Below are 5,815 nucleotides of genomic sequence, written 5' to 3'. Positions count from 1 at the left end.
TGAAGCCTTCACCACGTCTGCTTCGGCCTTTGTGATGCCTGTGATTGAAATTGATGGTGTCACGCTGGGTGATGGGACACCGGGTCCGATCGCAAAACGGCTGCGTGAAATTTACCTTGAGGAAAGCCTCAAAGAGGCGATCTGATCAGCGCGGTGTGATGCCGCTGGAAATGAAGAAAGGGGCTGCCTGCGGATATGCGGGCAGCCCTTTTCCTATCTGGGGTGGGGTGTTTTGGATCAGATGTGTTTCGGATCCGCTGTGCTGGGTCAGGCGATCAGCATCCAAAGCCCGACAGCGCCCAGCATCAGACCAAAGAACAGGTTCGTTTTTTGTGCCTGACCGGTGGCTCTGATGGATTTCGCCAACCTATCGCCAAGAAGCGCCCAAATGGAGAAGGCGACCAGATTGTTCAGCGTGAACACCGTGGTGATCAGGAGTGCCGATGTCAGGGGGTTGGGGGCCTCTTGTGGGAGAAACTGCGAGAACATCAACGCGATGATCACATAAGCCTTGGGGTTGAGGAGCAGCAGGATAACACCGTCACGAAACCGCGCTGTCTGGGCCTTTTGTTCCGTGTCGACAGGGCCGGATCGGCACAGGCGCCAGGCCAGCCACAACACATAAATAGAGCCTGCCAGTTTCAGGGCGGCGAACAGAGCGGGCGTTTGATCCAGCACCGAGACAAGGCCAAGTCCAATTGCGGCCGTCACCCACCAGGTTGCTATGTGATATCCGGCATTTGCAGGCAGTGTCGCGCGAAAGCCGAACCGCGCGCCGTTGGCTGCGAAAAACAGATTTCCAGGACCTGGGCTATAGGCCAGCGGGAAGAGGAAAATCAGCAAGGCGAGAAGGGGTTGGGTCATGGGGTTGCTCCTTATTACACCGCAAGCCAAAGCCGATATGAGATGTCGGAGCGACCCGTTTCCTGCGCAAAGTTGTGCTGTTGACCGGCGGGATGGCCAAAAAAGAAGGCCCCGTGAAACGGAGCCTTCGTTGATGCTGTGATGGCCGCGTTTGCGGTTATTTGATCATCAGCTGTGGGGAGACCACATCCAGGCCAAGCGCTTTGCCAACCGCGAAATAGGTCAGCTTGCCTGCGTGAACATTCAAGCCGTTCAGCAGATGCGGATCGTCTGCGCAGGCCTGTTTCCAGCCTTTGTCTGCAAGCGCGAGCATGAAGGGCAACGTGGCATTGCCAAGCGCTTGTGTGGAGGTGCGCGCAACGGCGCCGGGCATGTTGGCGACGCAATAGTGCATGATGCCATCCACGTCGTAGATTGGATCAGCGTGGGTGGTCGCGCGGGAGGTTTCAAAACAGCCACCCTGGTCGATGGCCACGTCCACCAGTACGGCGCCGGGCTTCATTTCGCTCAGCTGTGCGCGCGAGACCAGTTTTGGTGCTGCGGCGCCGGGGATCAGGACCGCACCGATGACCATGTCGGCGTCGCGCACCAGTTCGGCTGTGGCGCCTGCAGTGGAGTACTGGTTCTTGAAGTCGCGTCCAAACACGTCGTCCAGATACTTCAGACGGGGCAGAGAGCGGTCGAGGATTGTGACATCCGCGCCCATGCCTGCTGCGATTTTTGCAGCATGGGTGCCGACGACGCCGCCGCCGATGACGACCACTTTGGCCGGGGCCACACCGGGCACACCGCCCATCAGGACGCCGCGACCGCCGTTGGCTTTTTGCAGAGTGTAGGCGCCAACTTGTGGGGCAAGACGACCTGCGACCTCTGACATCGGAGCCAGCAGCGGCAGGCCGCCACGGTCGTCTGTCACGGTTTCATAGGCGATGGCGGTGCAGCCGGATTCCAGCAGGTCGTGGGTCTGCTCTGGATCCGGTGCGAGGTGCAGATAGGTGAACAGCAGCTGTCCTTCGCGCAGCATCTTGCGCTCAATCGCCTGTGGCTCTTTGACCTTCACGATCATATCCGCAGTGGCAAAGATCTCCTCGGCGGTGTCGATGATCGCAGCACCTGCAGCGGTGTAGTCGCTGTCGGTGAAGCCTGCGCCCATGCCTGCGCCTTTTTGGATCATGACGCTATGGCCGTGATTTACGGCTTCGCGCGCGGCGTCGGGCGTCATGCCGACGCGGAATTCCTGCGGTTTGATTTCGGTTGGGCAGCCGATTTTCATGTGGGTATCCTCCAATCTCTCTGCTTCTAGCCTGAGGGAGTTGCGACAAAATGTGCTTCTTTTTTGAGCAAAATAAAAACATGCATATCGAAGAAAGTTCGAATATAACGGCTTAAATGAGCAAGGATCTTCGACAAAATGTCTCTTGATGAAACGGATCGTCGCATACTGTCAGTGCTGCAGAAGCAGGGGCGGATTTCGAATGCGGATTTGTCCGAACGGGTAAACCTGTCTGCGTCAGCCTGCCACCGGCGGGTGCAACGGCTTGAGGTTGAGGGCTACATTCGTGATTATGTCGCGCTGCTGGATGCCCGGAAACTGGCGGTGCCCACAACCGTTTTTGTCGAAATCACATTGTCAGCGCAGGCGGATGAGGTGTTGGAGGCCTTTGAAAAAGCGGTGGCGCGGATCCCGGATGTTCTGGAATGCCATCTTATGGCGGGAACGGCGGATTACCTGCTGAAGGTGGTGGCGGAAAACACCGACGATTTTGCCCGTATCCACCGCCAACATCTGGCGCGTCTCCCGGGTGTTGCGCAGATGCAATCCAGTTTTGCCCTACGGACGGTGTTCAAGACTACGGCGCTGCCGGTCTGAGCGCGGCCGCCTTCAGTTCAGCGTCAGCGCACGACTAGATCACTGTCAGCCCGCCGCCGAGCGGTTCTTGCCTGTTTTGATGTTCTGAGAAACACTGCCCCCAAGAAGAGTGCACCGCGCGAAGTTAGACGCGGTGATTGGGGGACAGATGGACTGGGATTTCATAATTGTGGGCGCTGGCAGCGCGGGGTGCGTGTTGGCCAACCGGCTGAGTGCTGCAGGTCAGAAGGTGCTGCTGCTGGAGGCCGGTGGCACGGATGCCTATCATTGGGTGCATATCCCCATCGGTTATCTTTATTGCATCAACAATCCGCGCACCGATTGGATGTATCGCACCGAAGCAGAACCTGGGTTGAACGGACGGGCCTTGATCTATCCACGTGGCAAGGTCCTGGGGGGCTGTTCGTCTATCAATGGGATGCTTTATCTGCGTGGGCAAGCGGCGGATTACGACGGGTGGCGGCAACGGGGCCTGGTCGGGTGGGGCTGGGATGATGTGCTGCCCTATTTCAAGAAATCAGAAGACTACGTTGATGGCCCGTCAGATCTGCACGGAGCAGGCGGGGAGTGGCGGGTCGAAAATCAACGCCTGCATTGGGAGGTGTTGGACGACTGGATGGCGGCCGCGGCCGAGTGGGGCCTGCCCAAGGTCACGGACTTCAACGCGGGTGACAACGAAGGTGTTGGCTATTTTCGGGTCAATCAACGCAGTGGGTGGAGGATGAACACCGCGCGCGCGTTTTTGCGCCCTGCTCTTGGCGCGACGCTCAAGGTTGAAACAAAGGCGCACACCAACCGGATCCTGATCGAGGAGGGGCGTGCCGTCGGTGTCGAATATACTCAGCAGGGTGTCACCAAACGCGCCTATGCGCAGGGGGAGGTGATCCTGTCTGCCGGTGCGATCAACAGTCCCCAGATCCTGCAGCTGTCTGGGGTGGGTCCTGCGGGTGTGTTGCAGGCCCATGGGATTAAGCTGATCGCGGATTTGCCCGAGGTGGGGCAGAATTTACAAGACCATCTTCAACTGCGTTGTGCCTGGCGGCTGCAGGGCGCGAAGACGCTGAACACATTGGCCAATTCCTGGTGGGGTAAGGCCAAAATCGCGGCGGAATACGCGATAAAACGGTCTGGTCCAATGTCGATGGCACCCAGTCAGCTTGGCGCGTTTTCCAGATCACGGGCTGATTTAGCGACGCCGGATCTGGAGTATCATGTCCAACCGCTGACCTTGGATGCGTTTGGTCAACCGTTGCATGATTTTCCCGGGATGACGGTCAGCGTGTGCAATCTGCGCCCGGAAAGCCGTGGTGTGGTCGCGATCAACAGCGCGGATCCGCAGCAGGCGCCAAGCATCACGCCCAATTACCTGTCGACCGCAAACGATCGTCAGGTTGCTGTCGCTGCGATCCGGCAGGCGCGTAACATCATGTCGATGGCGGCGATGCAGCGCTATGCCCCGGAGGAGATCAAACCGGGACCTTCTGTTGGACAAGATGACGAGGCCTTGACGCAGGCAGCCGGTGATATTGGCACGACCATTTTCCACCCGACTTGTACTGTGAGGATGGGAACGGATGAGGCCGCGCCGCTTGATGGTGCCTTGCGGGTGCGTGGTGTGGGCCGATTGCGTGTCGTCGACGCAAGTGTCATGCCGACCATCACAAGTGGCAATACCAATGCCCCGACGATCATGATTGCCGAAAAAGCAGCCGATTTGATCCTGGCGGAGCGCCGCTAACCGTGTTGTTGACGTGATTTGGCAGCGTCTCGCATCTTGTGGTCTTGGGCTGGGATGTCCAATTGCCTATATGTGATCCAAGGGCACTGAGCGACAGCGCGCATTCGGGCCAAAACAGCCAACAATGGGCCCCGTTGTGTGAATGAATGCAATGTTTGTCCCGGATGTCACCTCTTGATCACATTTGATCCGTAAGGCAGCAGAAACCGGCAGCAGCGATAAGGAGCCACCAGCGTGACCGCAGATATCCCCGAAGGCAGTGATTTTGAGTCCTTTGATTGGCTGGATGCGGAGCTGCAAGACACTTTGGACGAAGACTTCGAGATCGAATTTGCAGAACCCATGTTGTCGATGGAGCTGCGCAAGATCTACCGCTCGCAGCACCCTGAAATGCTGGACCGCAAGGTGTATTTCCGCAACCTCCTGCGTCTGCAGGCCGAGCTGATCAAGGTGCAGGATTGGGTACAGCATACCGGCGCCAAGGTTTGCATTCTCTTCGAGGGTCGCGACAGTGCAGGCAAGGGTGGCGTGATCAAGCGGATCACCCAGCGGCTCAATCCGCGTGTGGCACGGGTGGTTGCACTGCCAGCGCCCAGTCGGCGTGAGCAAAGCCAATGGTATTTCCAGCGCTACGTCCCCCATCTGCCTGCTGCCGGTGAAATCGTGTTGTTTGATCGCTCCTGGTACAATCGCGCTGGTGTGGAGCGGGTGATGGGGTTTGCCAGTGATGATCAGGTCGAGCAGTTTTTTCAGGACGTTCCCGAGTTTGAGCGCATGTTGGTGCGCTCTGGCATTATTCTGCTGAAGTACTGGTTTTCGATCACCGACGAAGAGCAGCAACTGCGCTTTCTCATGCGTATTCACGATCCAATGAAACAGTGGAAGCTGTCGGAGATGGATCTGGAAAGCCGCATCAGATGGGAGCAATACACCAAGGCGAAAGAGGATATGTTCGAGCGGACGAATATTCCCGAAGCCCCGTGGTACATCGTTGAAGGCAATGACAAGAAACGGGAACGGCTGAACTGCATCGAGCATTTGCTCACGCGCATTCCCTATGAGGATGTGCCGAGCGAGCGTGTGTCATTGCCGGACCGCGAATATAAACCGGACTATGAGCGCAGGGTTCTGCCGGACGATCTCTACGTGCCCAAAATCTACTGAGCCGGTTGTGGCGATGGTCTGCTGGGTGTCGGATCATCGACTAGGCAGCACACCTATAAATTCCTTATCATTCGTATTGGCTTGTGCTTCATTTCCAGCAAAACAACATGCTGGGGTGTGAAAATGGCGCGTTCGGACATGAGCGATCTGGAGTGGGAGTTCATCAAGGCAGTCTTGCC

The 5,815-nt window shown here is 57.6% G+C and carries 5 protein-coding genes and 1 pseudogene; 4 read left to right on the top strand and 2 right to left on the bottom strand.

The features are described from left to right. Window positions 1-145: pseudogene (locus Q0C28_RS17660) on the top strand (D-amino acid aminotransferase); the annotation flags it as partial. 122 nt (window positions 146-267) lie between these two features. Here the strand turns inward: Q0C28_RS17660 and Q0C28_RS17655 are convergent. Then, complete coding sequence (locus Q0C28_RS17655) at window positions 268-864, bottom strand: LysE family translocator (RefSeq protein ID WP_293577778.1); 597 nt, start codon at window positions 862-864, stop codon at window positions 268-270. A 157-nt stretch (window positions 865-1,021) separates the two neighbouring features. Next, window positions 1,022-2,137 (bottom strand): alanine dehydrogenase, encoded by a 1,116-nt coding sequence (ald, locus tag Q0C28_RS17650; RefSeq protein ID WP_293577776.1) that lies wholly within the window; start codon window positions 2,135-2,137, stop codon window positions 1,022-1,024. A 138-nt stretch (window positions 2,138-2,275) separates the two neighbouring features. Between ald and Q0C28_RS17645 the strand changes: the two genes are divergently transcribed. The 3 genes from Q0C28_RS17645 to ppk2 all read left to right on the top strand — a co-directional run bounded on the left by Q0C28_RS17645 (window position 2,276) and on the right by ppk2 (window position 5,636). Continuing rightward, the gene (locus Q0C28_RS17645) at window positions 2,276-2,734 is read left to right on the top strand and encodes an Lrp/AsnC family transcriptional regulator (protein ID WP_293577774.1); all 459 of its coding nucleotides are present in this window, start codon (window positions 2,276-2,278) and stop codon (window positions 2,732-2,734) included. 148 nt (window positions 2,735-2,882) lie between these two features. Continuing rightward, window positions 2,883-4,472 carry a GMC family oxidoreductase N-terminal domain-containing protein gene (locus tag Q0C28_RS17640; protein WP_293577772.1) on the top strand — a complete coding sequence of 530 codons (1,590 nt, stop codon included), beginning with the start codon at window positions 2,883-2,885 and terminating at the stop codon, window positions 4,470-4,472. A 246-nt stretch (window positions 4,473-4,718) separates the two neighbouring features. After that, window positions 4,719-5,636, top strand: a complete 918-nt coding sequence (ppk2, locus tag Q0C28_RS17635; RefSeq protein WP_293577780.1) for a polyphosphate kinase 2 — start codon at window positions 4,719-4,721, stop codon at window positions 5,634-5,636. Window positions 5,637-5,815 lie beyond the last annotated feature (179 nt).

Source organism: Phaeobacter sp., assembly GCF_022825805.1.
Classification (GTDB): domain Bacteria; phylum Pseudomonadota; class Alphaproteobacteria; order Rhodobacterales; family Rhodobacteraceae; genus Phaeobacter.
This window is presented reverse-complemented; position numbering and strand designations above follow the sequence as displayed.